16 protein-coding genes are annotated in these 14,850 nt (G+C 66.2%); 14 read left to right on the top strand and 2 right to left on the bottom strand.

The window, feature by feature from the left end:
* The first annotated feature begins 296 nt into the window (after positions 1 to 296).
* Complete coding sequence (mgtE, locus tag EA796_RS09705; RefSeq protein WP_122108464.1) at positions 297 to 1,739, top strand: magnesium transporter; 1,443 nt, start codon at positions 297 to 299, stop codon at positions 1,737 to 1,739.
* On the opposite strand, the gene EA796_RS09700 is transcribed toward mgtE, so the two are convergent.
* Positions 1,702 to 2,202, bottom strand: coding sequence for a nuclear transport factor 2 family protein (locus EA796_RS09700; RefSeq protein ID WP_122108463.1), 501 nt, complete (start codon positions 2,200 to 2,202; stop codon positions 1,702 to 1,704). The genes mgtE and EA796_RS09700 overlap by 38 nt on opposite strands.
* A gap of 198 nt (positions 2,203 to 2,400) precedes the next feature.
* On the opposite strand from EA796_RS09700, the gene EA796_RS09695 reads away from it, so the two are divergent.
* The 4 genes from EA796_RS09695 (at position 2,401) to EA796_RS09680 (ending at position 6,699) form a co-directional block, all read left to right on the top strand.
* Positions 2,401 to 3,297: an AraC family transcriptional regulator gene (locus EA796_RS09695; protein WP_122108462.1), complete on the top strand. Its 897-nt coding sequence runs from the start codon at positions 2,401 to 2,403 to the stop codon at positions 3,295 to 3,297.
* 197 nt (positions 3,298 to 3,494) lie between these two features.
* Complete coding sequence (locus EA796_RS09690) at positions 3,495 to 3,752, top strand: OadG family protein (protein WP_122108461.1); 258 nt, start codon at positions 3,495 to 3,497, stop codon at positions 3,750 to 3,752.
* 24 nt (positions 3,753 to 3,776) lie between these two features.
* Complete coding sequence (gene oadA / locus EA796_RS09685) at positions 3,777 to 5,552, top strand: sodium-extruding oxaloacetate decarboxylase subunit alpha (RefSeq protein WP_122108460.1); 1,776 nt, start codon at positions 3,777 to 3,779, stop codon at positions 5,550 to 5,552.
* A 10-nt stretch (positions 5,553 to 5,562) separates the two neighbouring features.
* Complete coding sequence (locus EA796_RS09680; protein WP_021444685.1) at positions 5,563 to 6,699, top strand: sodium ion-translocating decarboxylase subunit beta; 1,137 nt, start codon at positions 5,563 to 5,565, stop codon at positions 6,697 to 6,699.
* 83 nt (positions 6,700 to 6,782) lie between these two features.
* Here EA796_RS09680 and EA796_RS09675 read toward each other — a convergent pair whose 3' ends face one another.
* Complete coding sequence (locus tag EA796_RS09675) at positions 6,783 to 7,109, bottom strand: Arc family DNA-binding protein (protein WP_031303295.1); 327 nt, start codon at positions 7,107 to 7,109, stop codon at positions 6,783 to 6,785.
* A gap of 387 nt (positions 7,110 to 7,496) precedes the next feature.
* Between EA796_RS09675 and phnC the strand changes: the two genes are divergently transcribed.
* From phnC to phnK, 9 genes are all read left to right on the top strand, one after another.
* Positions 7,497 to 8,330, top strand: coding sequence for a phosphonate ABC transporter ATP-binding protein (gene phnC, locus EA796_RS09670; RefSeq protein ID WP_021444683.1), 834 nt, complete (start codon positions 7,497 to 7,499; stop codon positions 8,328 to 8,330).
* A 54-nt stretch (positions 8,331 to 8,384) separates the two neighbouring features.
* Entirely contained in the window at positions 8,385 to 9,386 is a 1,002-nt protein-coding gene (gene phnD / locus EA796_RS09665; protein WP_122108459.1) for a phosphonate ABC transporter substrate-binding protein, read from the top strand.
* A 66-nt stretch (positions 9,387 to 9,452) separates the two neighbouring features.
* Complete coding sequence (gene phnE / locus EA796_RS09660; RefSeq protein WP_021444681.1) at positions 9,453 to 10,247, top strand: phosphonate ABC transporter, permease protein PhnE; 795 nt, start codon at positions 9,453 to 9,455, stop codon at positions 10,245 to 10,247.
* Positions 10,248 to 10,282: 35 nt separating this feature from the next.
* The gene (gene phnF, locus EA796_RS09655) at positions 10,283 to 10,987 is read left to right on the top strand and encodes a phosphonate metabolism transcriptional regulator PhnF (RefSeq protein WP_122108458.1); all 705 of its coding nucleotides are present in this window, start codon (positions 10,283 to 10,285) and stop codon (positions 10,985 to 10,987) included.
* 11 nt (positions 10,988 to 10,998) lie between these two features.
* Positions 10,999 to 11,448 carry a phosphonate C-P lyase system protein PhnG gene (gene phnG, locus EA796_RS09650; protein ID WP_122108457.1) on the top strand — a complete coding sequence of 150 codons (450 nt, stop codon included), beginning with the start codon at positions 10,999 to 11,001 and terminating at the stop codon, positions 11,446 to 11,448.
* Positions 11,448 to 12,059, top strand: coding sequence for a phosphonate C-P lyase system protein PhnH (gene phnH, locus EA796_RS09645; protein ID WP_122108456.1), 612 nt, complete (start codon positions 11,448 to 11,450; stop codon positions 12,057 to 12,059). The genes phnG and phnH overlap by 1 nt, the downstream gene beginning before the upstream one ends.
* On the top strand, positions 12,059 to 13,135 hold the full coding sequence (locus tag EA796_RS09640) for a carbon-phosphorus lyase complex subunit PhnI (RefSeq protein ID WP_122108455.1): 1,077 nt from the start codon (positions 12,059 to 12,061) through the stop codon (positions 13,133 to 13,135). Before phnH ends, EA796_RS09640 begins: the two co-directional genes overlap by 1 nt.
* Positions 13,135 to 14,013: an alpha-D-ribose 1-methylphosphonate 5-phosphate C-P-lyase PhnJ gene (locus tag EA796_RS09635; protein ID WP_122108454.1), complete on the top strand. Its 879-nt coding sequence runs from the start codon at positions 13,135 to 13,137 to the stop codon at positions 14,011 to 14,013. The genes EA796_RS09640 and EA796_RS09635 overlap by 1 nt, the downstream gene beginning before the upstream one ends.
* Positions 14,010 to 14,819: a phosphonate C-P lyase system protein PhnK gene (gene phnK / locus EA796_RS09630; RefSeq protein WP_021443048.1), complete on the top strand. Its 810-nt coding sequence runs from the start codon at positions 14,010 to 14,012 to the stop codon at positions 14,817 to 14,819. Before EA796_RS09635 ends, phnK begins: the two co-directional genes overlap by 4 nt.
* The last annotated feature ends 31 nt before the right edge of the window (positions 14,820 to 14,850 follow it).

The following is a 14,850-nucleotide window of genomic DNA, read 5'->3' as shown; positions in this document are numbered from 1 at the left end:
TGGGTCAGCTTAGCCCGTTGTTCCGAGCGTGCCAGGGTGTCCTGCCGACCGTGGCCGGCGTCGCAGCAACAGGATTTCAGCGCGGATTGAAGTTTGTGATGCAAGCAATTGTTCTTGCCTGGCTTTTCTCGCGTGCAAAGCCGTATTGCGGTGTTATCATTTGCCGCGTCAGCCCCGCCGGGGCTTGTGGAATACCACCATGGACTTACCCAGTAGTTACCAGACCCGATTTGACGATCGCGTAAAACCTGATTGATCCCCTTTGGCGTGCCCGCCAACTGGGGGTGGAGCGCGCTATGACTGAAGTAGAAGCCAAGAAGCCGCAAGAGAGCCTGCAGGATCGCCTGGCCCAGGTGGTCGAACTGCTGCATCGGCACAAGCTGGTGGAAGACCTGACCCATCGTCAGGAAGGCCAGCATCACGACCTGGTCGAGAACCTGGTGCACCGGCAGAACCTCGCCGAGCTGCAGCGCAAGCTCGACGACCTGCACCCCGCGGATATCGCCCACATCCTCGAAGCCCTGCCGCTCGACGACCGTCTGACCGTCTGGCAACTGGTCAAGGCCGAGCGCGACGGCGACATCCTGCTCGAGGTGTCCGACGCGGTGCGCGAGACCCTGATCGCCGACATGGACGATCACGAGATCCTCGCCGCGGCCAAGGACATGGACGCCGACGAACTGGCCGACCTGGCGCCGGAGTTGCCGCGCGACGTAGTCCACGAACTGATGGAGTCGCTCGATGCGCAGCAGCGCGAGCGCGTGCGTTCGGCACTGTCCTACGAGGAGGATCAGGTCGGCGCGCTGATGGACTTCGAAATGGTCACCATCCGCGAAGACGTCAGCCTGGAGGTGGTGCTGCGTTACCTGCGTCGCCTCAAGGAGCTGCCGGGCCACACCGACAAGCTGTTCGTGGTCGACTACGACGGCGTGCTCAAGGGTGTGCTGCCGATCAAGCGCCTGCTGGTCAACGACCCCGACAAGCAGGTCGGCGAGGTGATGGCCGACGACCCGGTGACTTTCCACCCGGACGAGGACGCCTACGACGCCGCTCAGGCCTTCGAGCGCTACGACCTGATTTCCGCCCCGGTGGTGGACAAGAACGGCAAGCTGATCGGTCGTCTGACCATCGACGAGATGGTCGACCTGATCCGTGAGGAGAGCGAAAGCGAAGTGCTCAACATGGCCGGTCTGCGCGAGGAGGAGGACATCTTCGCCTCGGTGTGGAAGTCGGTGCATAACCGCTGGGCCTGGCTGGCGATCAACCTGGTCACCGCCTTTCTCGCCTCGCGGGTGATCGGCCTGTTCGAGGGCTCGATCGAGAAGCTGGTGGCTCTGGCCGCGCTGATGCCCATAGTCGCTGGCATCGGTGGCAACTCCGGCAACCAGACCATCACCATGATCGTCCGCGCCATGGCGCTGGACCAGGTTGGCACCGGCAATACCTCGCGCCTGCTGCGCAAGGAGCTGGGCGTTTCCCTGATCAACGGCCTGCTCTGGGGTGGGGTGATCGGCGTGGTGGCCTATCTGCTCTACGACAGCTGGTCGCTGGGCGTGGTGATGACCGCGGCGATGACCCTCAACCTGCTGCTGGCGGCGCTGATGGGCGTGCTGATTCCCATGACCCTGGCGCGCCTGGGGCGCGACCCGGCCATGGGTGCCAGCGTAATGATCACGGCGATGACCGACAGCGGCGGGTTCTTCATTTTCCTGGGGCTGGCGTCGATCTTCCTCCTGTAGGCCGCTCCATCAGCTGCACCAGCCGCCAGGTATCGAGGAAGGCCGTGACGTGAGTGATGCGGCCGTCCTCGAGCTGCATATGCCAGGCGTAGCTGTTCTCATAGCGGCTGCCATCATGGGCGGTCGCCTGGCCATCCCAGATCGCGACCACATAGGGCCCCTGCGCTACCAGCTGGCGAACCGTGGGGGTAATCGGCGTCGCCAGTTTGGCGGTGATGGGTTTGACCGCCTCTTCGAGAAATGCCTGACGTGTGGGGTAGGTACCTGATACCGGGCTGTTTCCGGCGACTATCCACACGGCGTCTTCGGCGAGCAGGTCGAAGACGCTGCCCTGGCCGTTGCGCCAGTCGTCGAAGGCCTGCTGGATCAGGGCGCGGTTGTCCTGCGTGGCGCCGGCGGCCCAGCTCGGTAGGCTCAGCAGTACGCCGAGCAGCAGGGCGCCGAGGTGTCCTAACGGGTTCATGGATCGATTCTCCTATTGGCGGCTAGCGCCTGCGGCGTGCAGGGCGCAGGCCTCATGCTAGGCGGGGCGAGGCGGGCTGCTAAGTCCGGTTACTCTTTCGATCTTGCCTGTTTCTATTTCGCGGGCCATAGAATGTCGGCCCGCGGAAACAGCCGAGTCCCCAGAGCCATGATCGCGATATCCGACAGGCGCCAACGCATGGTGGAACTGATGCTGCGCCTGGCCCCGGAAGAGGGCTACACCGAGTCGTTACTCGACGGCGTGACCTTCATGCGCGCCAATCGCCCGCTGCCCAGCACGCCGGCGCTGTACGAACCGAGCATCGTCATCGTCATCCAGGGGCGCAAGCGCGGGCTGCACGACGGCAGGTTGTATGTCTACGACGCCCAGCACTACCTGGTGCTGGCGCTGCCTCTGCCGTTTTCCATCGAGACCGAGGCCAGCGCGGCCGAGCCGTTGCTGGGGCTGGCGCTGCGCATCGACCCGTTACTGGTCGCGGAGCTGGCCATCGGCCTGGACGGGGCGTCGCCTCCGGCGCCCGCCACCCTCTGTTCGAGCCCGCTGGATGCCAGGTTGAGCGAGGCGACGTTGCGCCTGCTGGAGGCGTTGGCCGAGCCGGACGAGGCGCGTTTGCTGGGGCCGTCGATTCTGCGCGAGATCGTCTTCCGCGTGTTGCAGGGCGAGCAGGGCGGCGGCCTGCGCGCGACCCTGGCGCAGGGCAGCCATTTCGGCCGTATCGCCAGGGTGCTGCGGCGCATCCACAGCGATTATCCCCAGGCGCTCGACGTCGCGACTCTGGCTGCGATGGCCAATATGAGCGTGCCGGCCTTCCATGTGCACTTCAAGGCCGTGACCAGTCGCTCGCCGTTGCAGTATCTCAAGGCCATCCGCCTGCATCAGGCGCGCCTGTTGATGATTCGCAGCGGCATGAGCGCGGCCGACGCGGCGCAGCGGGTCGGTTACGAAAGTCCTTCGCAGTTCAGTCGCGAGTTCAGGCGCCTGTTCGGGCGTACCCCGGGCGCTGAATGCCGCCATTTCAAGGCGCTGCTGGCGCTGGCGCCCGCCGTCGCTTCCCGGTCGGGCGTGGCCTCCTAGCGGGCCTCGCGCGAGCGCCCTCGTCTTTGGTAGTAGTGGTGGGTCGCCCACTACATAAAATGCCCGCCTAGTCCGTTTGAGGTTTGCCTCAAACGCTTGTTTCAGGCTAAGGTTCGCCAGCTCTGCCCGGGGTCGATCCCGGGCGCTCCTAATCAATAATGAATGCAGCCCGCGAGCTGCTGGCAAAAGGAGCCAAGATGACCCCCAGTGAACTCCTGCTCGAGGGTGTCGAGCTCATGCTGTTCGGCATGGGTTTCGTGTTTGTCTTTCTGGTGCTGCTGGTGCTGGCGATCCGCGTGATGTCGCGCCTGATCGAAGTCTTCGCCCCGCACACGCCTGCCCCCGTCGCCTCTTCCGCAGTACCCAGCGGCAAACCGGCCAGCAAGGAGCCGGATGCCGAATTGCTGGCAGCCATTCAATCCGCCATTCATCAGCACCGCGCCCGCCGCGGTTGATCAGGTTCTAGAGGGAGCACCTGTATGACTGCTGTTAAACAAGCACTCGGGATCACCGATGTGGTGCTGCGCGACGCCCACCAATCCATCCTGGCCACCCGCGTGCGCCTGGAGGACATGCTACCGATCGCGCCCAAGCTCGATCAGGTCGGCTTCTGGTCGGTGGAGTCCTGGGGCGGTGCGACCTTCGACGCCTGTATTCGCTACCTGGGCGAAGATCCCTGGGAGCGCATCCGCGCGCTGAAGCAGGCGATGCCCAATACCCGCCAGCAGATGCTCCTGCGCGGCCAGAACCTGCTGGGCTACCGCCACTACGCCGACGACGTGGTGGAAAAATTCGTCGAACGCGCCGCCGTCAATGGCGTCGACGTGTTCCGTGTGTTCGACGCGATGAACGACCCGCGCAACCTGCAGACCGCCCTGCAGGCGGTCAAGCGCCAGGGCAAGCATGCCCAGGGCACCATCTCCTACACCACCAGCCCGGTGCACACCCTGGACATGTGGGTCGATCTGGCCAAGCAGATCGAGGACATGGGCGCCGACTCCATCGCCATCAAGGACATGGCCGGCATCCTCACGCCCTACACCGCCTTCGAGCTGGTGTCGCGACTCAAGGCCAGCCTGGCCATCCCGATCCATATGCAGTGCCACGCCACCGCGGGACTGTCGTCGGTGGCCATCCTCAAGGCGGTGGAGGCCGGTATCGATAACGTCGACACCGCGATTTCCTCGCTGTCGATGACCTACGGCCATTCGCCGACCGAGTCGGTGGTGGCCATGTTCCGGGGCACCGAGCGCGACACCGGGCTCAACCTGGAGCTGCTGGAGGAAATCGCTGCCTACTTCCGCGAAGTGCGCAAGAAGTACGCGAAGTTCGAGGGCAACCTCAAGGGCGTCGACTCGCGCATCCTGGTCGCCCAGGTGCCGGGCGGCATGCTCACCAACATGGAAAGTCAGCTCAAGGAGCAGGGCGCCCAGGACAAGTTCGACCAGGTGTTGGCCGAGATCCCGCGCGTGCGCGAAGACCTCGGTTTCATCCCACTGGTGACCCCGACCTCGCAGATCGTCGGCACCCAGGCGGTGATCAACGTGCTTACCGGCGAGCGCTACAAGTCCATCACCAAGGAAACCGCCGGCGTGCTCAAGGGCGAGTACGGCGCCGCGCCCGCGCCGTTCAATGCCGAGCTGCAGGCGCGCGTGCTCGATGGCGCCGAGGCGATCACCTGCCGCCCGGCCGACTTGCTGGACGCCGAAATGGACAAGCTGACCGCCGAACTCAAGGGTATCGCCCGGGAGAAGGGCATCAAGCTGGCCGTCGACGAGATCGACGACGTGCTGACCTACGCGCTGTTCCCGCAGATCGGCCTGAAGTTCCTGGAGAACCGCGGCAACCCGGCGGCCTTCGAGCCGGCGCCGACCGGCAAGGAAACCCCTGCCCGCGAGGCCGGCAAGCCCGAGGTCTACACCGTCGAAGTCAATGGTAAGTCGTTCGTCGTGCAGGTGGGCGAGGGCGGCGATATCGAGGGCATCAAGCCGCTCGCTGGCAGTGCCGCGGCTGCACCCGCCGCGCCCGTTGCCGTGGGGGGCGGCGAGCCGCAGGCGGCACCGCTGGCCGGCAATATCTTCAAGGTGCTGGTGCAACCCGGCCAGGCCGTGGAGGAGGGCCAGCTGGTGATCATCCTCGAGGCGATGAAGATGGAAACCGAGATCCGCGCCTTCAAGGCCGGCAGCGTCGGGGCGGTCAACGTCAAGGTCGGCGATGCGGTGGCGGTGGGCGACAGCCTGCTGACCATCGGCTGAGGGGCGCACCATGGAAAAGCTGCTCAAGCTCTGGCAGAGCACCGGCCTGTACCACCTGGAGCCCGGTCAGGCGTTCATGATCGCGGTGTGCATGCTGCTGATCTACCTGGCGATCAAGAAGGGGTTCGAGCCCCTGCTGCTGGTGCCCATCGGTTTCGGCGGCCTGCTGTCGAACATCCCGGTGGCCAACATGGCCGAGGGCGCCGGTTTCCTCCACCTGATCTATGAGGTGGGCCTGCCCACCAGCATCTTCCCGCTGCTGATCTTCCTCGGCGTCGGCGCCATGACCGACTTCGGACCGATGCTGGCCAACCCCAAGACCCTGCTGCTCGGCGCCGCCGCGCAGTTCGGCATCTTCGGCACCCTGCTCGGCGCCCTGGCGATCACCGCCATCGGCATTCCGGGGATGGAGTTCAGCCTCAAGGAGGCGGCATCCATCGCCATCATCGGCGGGGCGGACGGGCCGACCTCGATCTTCGTCACCTCCAAGCTGGCGCCGCACCTGCTCGGCCCCATCGCCGTGGCGGCCTATGCCTACATGGCCCTGGTGCCGCTGCTGCAGCCGCCGATCATGCGCGCGCTGACCACCAAGGAGGAGCGCGCCATCGTCATGCAGCAGCTGCGTCCGGTGGGGCAGACCGAGAAGATCATCTTCCCCATCGTGCTGTGCCTGCTGATCGGCATGCTGCTGCCGGACGCCGCGCCGCTGATCGGCATGTTCGCCCTCGGCAACCTGCTGCGCGAATGTGGCGTGGTCGAGCGCCTGGCCGATACCTCGCGCAACGCGCTGATCAACATCGTCACCATCTTCCTTGGCCTGACCGTGGGCTCCAAGCTGTCGGCCGAGGCCTTTCTGCAACTGAAGACCCTGGGCATCCTGCTGCTGGGCATGGTCGCCTTCTGCGCCGGCACCGCCGCCGGGGTGCTGATGGCCAAGCTGATGAATGTGTTCAGCACCCACAAGGTCAACCCGCTGATCGGCTCGGCCGGCGTCTCGGCGGTGCCTATGGCTGCCAGGGTGTCGAACAAGGTGGGGCTGGAAGCCAATCCGCAGAACTTCCTGCTGATGCACGCCATGGGCCCGAACGTGGCCGGGGTGATCGGCTCGGCAGTGGCGGCGGGGGTGCTGCTCAGCTTCGTCGGCTGAAGAAGGCGCGGAGTTCGCTCCGCGCCTTTAATACCCCCCCACAAAAAAACCGGCTCAAGGCCGGTTTTTTTGTGGGGCTTGCCTCAAGCTTCTTCGGCGGCCATTTCCACGTCGTGGGCGATCAGGGCGACCAGGGCGTTCTGCTGGCGGCGCGACAGCTGACGGAAACGCTGCAGCAGTTCGCGCTCGTGCAGGCTCAGCTCGGGGCTGTCGAGACGCAGGTTGAGCTCGTCGCCCAGGGCGCCTTCCTGCAGCATGCTCTGCTCCAGGCGGGCGATGATTTCCGAGTTCATGCTGCGATGATGGTTGCGTGCTACGTCAGCGATACGCTCACGCATGCCATCGGGCAAGCGAACGACGAATTTGTCAGCCGTGCGGCTGGAATAGGTAGCCTGTTTCATAGGGCGCATACATTAAACCGGTTAGTTCAGGAGAGCGAGACTGGTAGTCAGTTTCAAGATTGTCACCGGTTTGACCATCTTTAGCACTAGCCGTTCAACCAGTATCGCGTTATGCGTCGTTATGACCTAAGGGTCATCTGAACAGTTCCTTGACGCCAATTACGTGTCGGATTTTGAGCCAGGTAAAGGCGATATGCCAGCACCGGCTGTCAGAAATGCGCAGTATTCGGCAGAAGTCGTGCTCGGGCTGTGCTCGGGCATAAAAAATTCAAGCCCTGGTCACTCAATCGTCATCCCCGGTTCACGGCTCTGACACAGCTTGCACCTACCTTGGTCTACACCAGATGGCGGCCAGGCGCTGCCTTCTTATCGTCAATGATAGTAGAGGGCCAGCCCATGAGCGCAGTGATTCGAGTCGATAGCCTGAACAAGACCTTCGGTCAGAAACAGGCGTTGTTCGACCTGGCGCTGTCGGTGCAGCCGGGCGAGATGGTGGCGCTGATCGGCGCCTCCGGCTCGGGCAAGTCGACGTTGCTGCGGCATCTGGCCGGCCTGGCCTGCTGCGACCGCAGCGGCGGTGGCAGCATCGAGGTGCTTGGCCGTCAGGTGCAGGCCGCAGGCCGTCTGAACGGCGAGGTGCGCCGCCTGCGCGCCGATATCGGTTACATCTTCCAGCAGTTCAACCTGGTCGGTCGCCTCAGCGTATTGCAGAACGTGCTGCTCGGCGGCCTGGGGCGCATGCCGCGCTGGCGCGGCAGCCTCAGTCTGTTCAGCGCCGAGGAGAAGCAGCGCGCCATGGATGCCCTTGAGCGCGTCGGGCTGGCCGATCTTGCCGCGCAGCGCGCCTCTACGCTATCAGGCGGCCAGCAGCAGCGGGTGGCCATCGCCCGTGCCCTGTGCCAGCAGGCCGAGGTGATCCTGGCCGACGAGCCGATCGCCTCGCTCGACCCCGAGTCGGCACGCAAGGTGATGGAGATTCTCGCCGACATCAATCGCCGCGACGGCAAGACCGTGGTGGTGACCCTGCATCAGGTCGACTACGCGGTGCGCTATTGCCGGCGTGCGGTGGCGCTGAAAGGCGGGCGCATCCATTTCGACGGCCCCACCGAAAGCTTCAACCCCGATTTTCTCAACGACCTCTACGGCGGCGACCTCGACGTCAGCCTGCTGCTGCCGCAAGGGCAGCGCCCGCGCGCCGTCGAGCGCCCGCTGGTGCTGGCCAAGGCCTGATCTCGCTTCCTTCGTTCGATCCAACAACGCCAACCCGCAACAGGAGTGTGCTCCATGTTCAATCGCATCGGCCAGGTGCTGGCTGCCTCTGCGCTCGTCACCGGTTCCCTGCTGGGCACGGCCCAGGCCGCCGAGCAGCTCAATTTCGGCATCATCTCCACCGAGTCCTCGCAGAACCTCAAGGCCATGTGGGATCCCTTTCTCGCCGACATGAGCAAGCAGACCGGCTTCAAGGTCAACGCCTTCTTCGCCCCGGACTACGCCGGGATCATCCAGGGCATGCGCTTCGACAAGGTCGACGTGGCCTGGTACGGCAACAAGGCGGCGATGGAAGCGGTGGATCGCGCCGGCGGCGAGGTGTTCGCCCAGACCGTCGCGGCCAACGGCGCGCAGGGTTACTACAGCCTGATGGTGGCGCACAAGGACAGCCCGCTCGAGTCGATCGAGGACATGCTGAAGAACGCCGCCAGCCTGACCTTCGCCAACGGCGACCCCAACTCCACCTCCGGCTACCTGGTGCCCGGCTACTACGTGTTCGCCCAGAACAAGGCCGACCCGAGCAAGATCTTCAAGCGCGCGCTCAACGGCAGCCATGAGGTCAACGCGCTGTCGGTGGCCAACAAGCAGGTCGACGTCGGCACCTTCAACAGCGAAGGCATGGAGCGCCTGGAAGTTACCGCGCCGGACAAGGCCGCGCAGCTCAAGGTGATCTGGACCTCGCCGCTGATCCCCTCCGACCCGATGGTCTGGCGCAAGAACCTGGACGACGCAAGCAAGGCCAAGCTGCGCGAGTTCTTCATGACCTACGGCGCCAAGCCGGACGAGAAGAAGGTCCTCGAAGGCCTGCAGTGGGGCCAGTTCAAGGCCTCCGACGACGACCAGCTGTTGCCGATCCGTCAGCTCGAGCTGTTCAAGAAGCGCAGCGAAGTGGCCGCCAACGCCACGCTCAAGGACGCCGACAAGCAGGCGCAGCTCAAGGACATCGACGCCGAGCTGGCCAAGCTCGAGCAGCGCATGGCCGAGCGCGACAAGCAAAACGGCGCCAGCGCCGGTTGAATCCGACAGCCCCTCGGCACCTGCCGAGGGGCTGATCGCAAGTCGTTTTTTCGAGATACCGCCTTCATGACCACTCTGACTACCGCCACACCGCCAGCCGCCGACGCCAAGCGCTCCTGGTTGCAGTTGATCGGCTGGGGCCTGTTCTTCGCCGTGCTGGCCTGGTCCTGGCAGGGCGCCGAGATGAACCCCCTGGCCCTGGTGCGTGACTCGGGCAACATGGCCACCTTCGCCGCCGACTTCTTCCCGCCGGACTTCAGCAACTGGCGGCACTACGTCAAGGAGATGGTCGTCACCGTGCAGATCGCCCTGTGGGGCACGGTGCTGGCCATCGTCTGCGCCATTCCGCTGGGCATTCTCTGCTCCGAAAACATCGTGCCCTGGTGGGTCTACCAGCCGGTGCGGCGGGTGATGGATGCCTGCCGTTCGATCAACGAAATGGTCTTCGCCATGCTCTTCGTCGTCGCGGTCGGGCTCGGCCCCTTCGCCGGCGTGCTGGCGCTGTTCATCAGCACCACCGGGGTGCTGGCCAAGCTGTTCGCCGAGGCGGTCGAAGCCATCGACCCGGGCCCGGTGGAAGGGGTGCGCGCCACCGGCGCCAGTGCCCTGCAGGAGGTGATCTTCGGCGTCATCCCGCAGGTACTGCCGCTGTGGATTTCCTACTCGCTGTACCGCTTCGAGTCCAACGTGCGCTCGGCCACGGTGGTCGGCATGGTCGGCGCCGGCGGCATCGGGGTGATCCTCTGGGAGGCCATTCGCGGCTTCCAGTTCGCCCAGACCTGCGCCCTGCTGATCGTGATCATCCTGGTGGTGAGCGCCATCGACATCCTCTCCCAGCGCCTGCGCAAACTCTTTATCTAAAGGAGATGGGCGCCTGCGAGCGCCTTTTTTAAGACATGCACTTGTCTAGACGAATCGAACCGCTGTACCGCGAGCTGGCCGCCGTGCTGCGCGAGGAGCTGCAGCGCATGAGTCCGGGCGACTACCTGCCGGGTGAGCTGCAACTGGCCGCGCGCTTTGCCGTCAACCGCCACACCCTGCGCCGCGCGGTGGACGAGCTGGTGCTCGAAGGCCGCCTGCTGCGCCGCCAGGGCAAGGGCACCCAGGTGCTGGCCAAACCGCTGATCTACCCGGTGGAGGCGGGCAGTGCCTACAGCCAGTCGCTGTCGGCGCTCGGCCACCGTGTCGAGGCCCGGCTGATCGAGCGTATCCGCCGCCCCGGCTCTGGCGAGGAGTGTCGCCACCTGCAGCTGGCCGACGGCAGCGAACTGCTCGAGCTGGCCACCCTGCGCCTGCTCGACGGCCAGCCGATGAGCCTGATCCGCCACCGTTTCTGCGCCAGCCTGGCGCCACTGTTGGCCGACTACCAGGGCGGTTCGCTGCGCCAGTACCTGGGCCAGCGCGACCTGCCACTGGCGCGCACCTTCAGCCTGATCGGCGCGCGTCTGCCCAGCCGCGAGGAGGCCGCGCACCTGCTGATGCCGCGCCATGTGCCGCTGCTCAGCGTACTCACCCTGTCCCGCGATCCGGCTGGCCGGGCGGTGGAGCTGGCGCAGTCCAGCAGCCGCGCCGACCGCTTCCAGTACCAGGTAGCGACCTGATGGAGACCCGCATGAACGAACATGATTCGAACATCGCCGTACGCCAGCGCTGGATGGGCGTGCTGGCCCGCGCCGGCGACGCCCTCGATGCCCACGAGGCGGCGCTCAAGGACAGCGCCTACCAGCTGATCCGCGCCCCCGAGGTGGGCATGACCCTGGTGCGCGGGCGCATGGGCGGCACCGGCAACGCCTTCAACCTCGGCGAGATGACCGTCACCCGCTGCGTGGTGCGCCTGGCCGACGGCCGCACCGGCTACAGCTACCTGGCCGGCCGCGACAAGCGCCGCGCCGAGCTGGCGGCGCTGGCCGACGCCCACCTGCAGGGCAGCGACCAGGCCCGCTGGCTCAGCGACCTGATCGAACCCCTGGCCCGCCAGCAGCGCGAACAGCGCCTGGCTCGGGCCGCACAGACTGCCACCACCCAGGTGGAGTTTTTCACCCTGGTCAGAGGAGAGGATTGATGAACGCGCCGCACAGCTCGCACTGGCTGCAACCGGCTTTCGACGACCCGGTGCTGGACGCCCAGCTCAGCTTCCGCGCCGCCCTCGGCGCCCTGGCCGAACCGGGTCTGCCGCGCGCCATGGACCGCGCCCACGCCCTGGGCGACCTGGCCCCGGCCACCTATGGCCTGTGCCTGGCCTTTCTCGACAGCGACACGCCGCTGTGGCTGGCGCCGCACTTCGATACGCCGCTGATCCGCGCCAACCTGGCGTTCCACTGTGGCTGCCCGATAGTCGCCGAGCGCGAGGTGGCGCTGTTCGCCCTGCTCGATGAGCGCGAGCTGGGCGACCTGGCGGACTTCGACAACGGCAGCGAGCGCTACCCGGATCAGTCCTGCACCCTGCTGATCCAGCTGGGCGATCTGCACGCCGGCCCGGCCCTGCGCTGGCTCGGCCCCGGCATCAAGGACGTGCGCAGCGTCAGCCTGCCGTTGCCGGCCTCGTTCTGGCAGCAGCGCCAGGCGCGCAGCGCCTTTCCCCGTGGCCTGGACTGCTTCTTCGCCGCAGGCGGCGAGGTGATCGGCCTGCCGCGCAGCACCCGCGTGCTGATCGAAACCGAGGAGGCTGCCTGATGTATGTCGCCGTCAAGGGTGGCGAACGCGCCATCGACAATGCCCATCAACTGCTGGCCAACCGTCGCCGTGGCGATACCGCCGTCGCCGAACTGGGTGTGCAGCAGATCCGCCAGCAACTGCCGCTGGCCGTGGCCCGGGTGATGAGCGAGGGCTCGCTGTACGACGAGGAACTGGCCGCGCTGGCGATCAAGCAGGCGGCCGGCGACCTGATGGAAGCCATCTTCCTCTTGCGCGCCTACCGCACCACGCTGCCGCGTTTCGCTGCCAGCGAACCGCTGGACAGCACGCGGATGCAGCTGGAGCGGCGCATCTCCGCTACCTTCAAGGACCTGCCCGGCGGCCAGTTGCTCGGCCCGACCTTCGACTACACCCACCGCCTGCTGGACTTCGCCCTGCTGGCCGAGGGCGAGTATCCGGCGCCGCAAACCTCGCTCGCCGACGAGCCCAAACCCTGTCCGCGGGTGCTGGATTTTCTCGCAGGCGAAGGCCTGATGGCCCGCGAGACGGATGACGGCGCGCCGGTGCCGGACATCACCCGCGAGCCGCTGGCCTTTCCCGCCAGCCGCGCCGAGCGCCTGCAGGCGCTGGCCCGTGGCGACGAGGGCTTCCTGCTGGCGCTGGGTTATTCCACGCAGCGTGGCTACGGACGCAACCACCCCTTCGCCGGGGAGATCCGCATCGGCGACGTCGAGGTGTGGATGACGCCCGCCGAACTGGGCTTCGCCGTGCCGCTGGGCGACATCGAAATCACCGAGTGCGAGATGGTCAACCAGTTCGTCGGTGAAAGCGCCGAGCAGGCGCAGTTCACCCGCGGCTACGGCCTGGCCTTCGGTTACGCCGAGCGCAAGGCCATGGGCATGGCCCTGGTCGACCGCGCGCTGCGCGCCGGCGAGTACGGCGAAGAGGTACAGGGCCCGGCGCAGGAGGAGGAGTTCGTGCTGATGCACTGCGACAACGTCGAGGCCGCCGGCTTCGTCTCACACCTCAAATTGCCGCACTACGTCGACTTCCAGGCCGAACTGGAACTGATCCGCACGCTGCGCCGCCAGGCGCCGGCAGAGGAGAACCGCTGATGAACCTGTCCAACGCAAGCGGCGCCCGCGAGGCGTCGGCCTACAACTTCGCCTACCTCGACGAGCAGACCAAGCGCATGATCCGCCGCGGTCTGCTCAAGGCGGTGGCGATCCCCGGCTACCAGGTGCCTTTCGGTGGTCGTGAGATGCCGCTGCCCTACGGCTGGGGCACCGGTGGCATGCAGCTGACCGCCGCCATTCTCGGCCGTGACGACGTGCTCAAGGTGATCGACCAGGGCGCTGATGACACCACCAACGCGGTGTCGATCCGCCGCTTCTTTGCCCGCACCGCCGGCGTCGCCACCACCGAGCGTACGGTGGAGGCCAGCGTGATCCAGACCCGCCACCGCATCCCGGAAACGCCGCTGTCGGCCGGGCAGATCATGGTCTACCAGGTGCCGATCCCCGAGCCGCTGCGCTTTATCGAGCCGAGCGAGCAGGAGACGCGGACCATGCATGCGCTGGAGGATTACGGCGTGATGCACGTGAAGCTGTACGAGGACATCGCCACCTTCGGCCATATCGCCACCGCCTACGCCTACCCGGTGACGGTAGACGAGCGCTACGTGATGGACCCGTCGCCGATCCCGAAATTCGACAACCCCAAGCTGGACATGAGCCCGGCGCTGATGCTGTTCGGCGCCGGTCGTGAAAAGCGCCTGTACGCGGTGCCGCCCTTTACCCGTGTGGTCAGCCTGGACTTCGAAGATCACCCCTTCGCCGTACAGCGCTGGGACCAGTGCTGCGCCTTCTGCGGCAGCGGCGAGTCCTTCCTCGACGAGCTGATCGTCGACGACGCCGGCAGCAAGCGCTACGTCTGCTCCGACACCGACTACTGCCGCCAGCGCACCGAGCGCCTCGAGGAGAACCTGCAATGAGCGCCGCCGAACCTCTGCAACCTGCTGTGGCAGCGGCCGAGCCGCTGTTCTCGGCGCGTGACCTGACCCGCCTGTACGGCCCGGACAAGGGCTGCCAGGGGGTGAGCTTCGACCTCTATCCCGGCGAGGTGCTGGGCATCGTCGGCGAGTCCGGCTCGGGCAAGTCCACCTTGCTCAGCTTGCTCTCCGGGCGCTGCCCGCCGGATCGCGGCGCGGTGAGTTATCGCGGCCGCGATGGCCAGTGGCTCGATCTGTACAGCGCCAGCGAGGCGCAGCGGCGCACGCTGCTGCGCACTGAGTGGGGCTTCGTCGAGCAGAACCCGCGTGATGGGCTGCGCATGGCGGTATCGGCCGGCGCCAACATCGGCGAGCGGCTGATGGCCCAGGGCGTGCGCCACTACGGCGAACTGCGCGCTGCCGGGCTCGACTGGCTGAGCCAGGTGGAGATCGACCCGGCGCGTATCGACGACCTGCCGCGCACCTTTTCCGGCGGCATGCAGCAGCGCCTGCAGATCGCCCGCAACCTGGTCTCCGCGCCGCGCCTGGTGTTTATGGACGAACCGACCGGGGGGCTGGATGTGTCGGTGCAGGCGCGCCTGCTCGACCTGTTGCGCGGCCTGGTGCGTGAGCTGGACCTGGCGGTGGTGATCGTCACCCACGACCTGGCGGTGGCAAGGCTGCTGGCCGACCGCCTGATGGTGATGCGCCGCTCGCGTGTGGTGGAGGCGGGGCTGACCGATCAGATTCTCGACGATCCGCAGCATCCCTATTCGCAGCTCTTGGTGTCGTCGGTGTTGCAGCCATAAGCGTACCGCGAGCTGGTGCTGCGTAGGGTGG

It is taken from the genome of Pseudomonas sp. AOB-7, from assembly GCF_003696305.1.
Taxonomy (GTDB): Bacteria; Pseudomonadota; Gammaproteobacteria; order Pseudomonadales; family Pseudomonadaceae; genus Aquipseudomonas.
The sequence above is the reverse complement of the archived record's forward strand: the minus strand, read 5'-3'. Positions and strand labels throughout refer to the sequence as shown.

Coding starts and splice junctions, on each gene's coding strand:
- phnH (WP_122108456.1), top strand. CDS start 11,448: ATGAACGCGCCGCACAGCTCGCACTGGCTGCAACCGGCTTTCGACGAC.
- EA796_RS09675 (WP_031303295.1), bottom strand. CDS start 7,109: ATGCGCCCTATGAAACAGGCTACCTATTCCAGCCGCACGGCTGACAAA.
- phnD (WP_122108459.1), top strand. CDS start 8,385: ATGTTCAATCGCATCGGCCAGGTGCTGGCTGCCTCTGCGCTCGTCACC.
- EA796_RS09695 (WP_122108462.1), top strand. CDS start 2,401: ATGGTGGAACTGATGCTGCGCCTGGCCCCGGAAGAGGGCTACACCGAG.
- phnE (WP_021444681.1), top strand. CDS start 9,453: ATGACCACTCTGACTACCGCCACACCGCCAGCCGCCGACGCCAAGCGC.
- mgtE (WP_122108464.1), top strand. CDS start 297: ATGACTGAAGTAGAAGCCAAGAAGCCGCAAGAGAGCCTGCAGGATCGC.
- phnK (WP_021443048.1), top strand. CDS start 14,010: ATGAGCGCCGCCGAACCTCTGCAACCTGCTGTGGCAGCGGCCGAGCCG.
- EA796_RS09700 (WP_122108463.1), bottom strand. CDS start 2,202: ATGAACCCGTTAGGACACCTCGGCGCCCTGCTGCTCGGCGTACTGCTG.
- phnF (WP_122108458.1), top strand. CDS start 10,283: ATGCACTTGTCTAGACGAATCGAACCGCTGTACCGCGAGCTGGCCGCC.
- EA796_RS09635 (WP_122108454.1), top strand. CDS start 13,135: ATGAACCTGTCCAACGCAAGCGGCGCCCGCGAGGCGTCGGCCTACAAC.
- EA796_RS09640 (WP_122108455.1), top strand. CDS start 12,059: ATGTATGTCGCCGTCAAGGGTGGCGAACGCGCCATCGACAATGCCCAT.
- phnC (WP_021444683.1), top strand. CDS start 7,497: ATGAGCGCAGTGATTCGAGTCGATAGCCTGAACAAGACCTTCGGTCAG.
- EA796_RS09690 (WP_122108461.1), top strand. CDS start 3,495: ATGACCCCCAGTGAACTCCTGCTCGAGGGTGTCGAGCTCATGCTGTTC.
- EA796_RS09680 (WP_021444685.1), top strand. CDS start 5,563: ATGGAAAAGCTGCTCAAGCTCTGGCAGAGCACCGGCCTGTACCACCTG.
- oadA (WP_122108460.1), top strand. CDS start 3,777: ATGACTGCTGTTAAACAAGCACTCGGGATCACCGATGTGGTGCTGCGC.
- phnG (WP_122108457.1), top strand. CDS start 10,999: ATGAACGAACATGATTCGAACATCGCCGTACGCCAGCGCTGGATGGGC.